Here is a 603-nt window from a genome sequence, read left to right as displayed (position 1 = left end):
TTTTGATAATGGAGGAAATAGTTTAGGAAATGGTACAGAGTACACACTTTCGAACTTGAATGGAGGCACCTTCTACGCTATGATAAAAGACGCTTCAGGTACTTGTGCTACGAGCACCACAAGCGTAACAGTAGAACCAGCCTTCGAGTTGCAAACACTCAGTATCACCACAACAACATCAGCTACTTGCGCTGTAGACGAGGTGATCAACATCAGTGTAACCGCTACGCCTACTTATATAGCAGGTACACCATTGCGCTATGAGATAAAAGGAAATGACAATGCCTTTACCACTATCACCACCACTACAGCAACCAACTTGAGTTTGACCCTTACAGGTTCACAAAACTTATCAGGTTCAAATTATAAGGTAGAGGTATTCAACGAAAAAACAGGTTGTAGCATCACAGGAGTACATACCGTGAAAGATGCTAATACCTTCGAGATAACCTCAAGTAACCCAGTGAGAGCCATTTGTCATAATGGAAATGGTAGTATAATGCTTACCTTTGTAGATAAAGATCTCTCTAACGGTGACCAATCTACAACAGGCTTTACCTATACAGTTACAGCAGTAAGTGGAGGAGCGACCATTTCAGGAAG

At 41.8% G+C, this 603-nt stretch carries 1 protein-coding gene; it reads left to right on the top strand.

The window, feature by feature from the left end; all coding sequences use genetic code 11:
- The coding region (locus tag I7X29_RS15255; RefSeq protein ID WP_198475897.1) for a hypothetical protein at positions 1-603 on the top strand (603 nt) is incomplete at both ends.

Origin of the sequence: Capnocytophaga periodontitidis, assembly GCF_016126015.1 — a bacterium.
In the GTDB taxonomy this organism is placed as follows: domain Bacteria; phylum Bacteroidota; class Bacteroidia; order Flavobacteriales; family Flavobacteriaceae; genus Capnocytophaga; species Capnocytophaga periodontitidis.
Note: the sequence above shows the minus strand (reverse complement) of the source record. Positions and strands in the feature narration are given on the sequence as shown.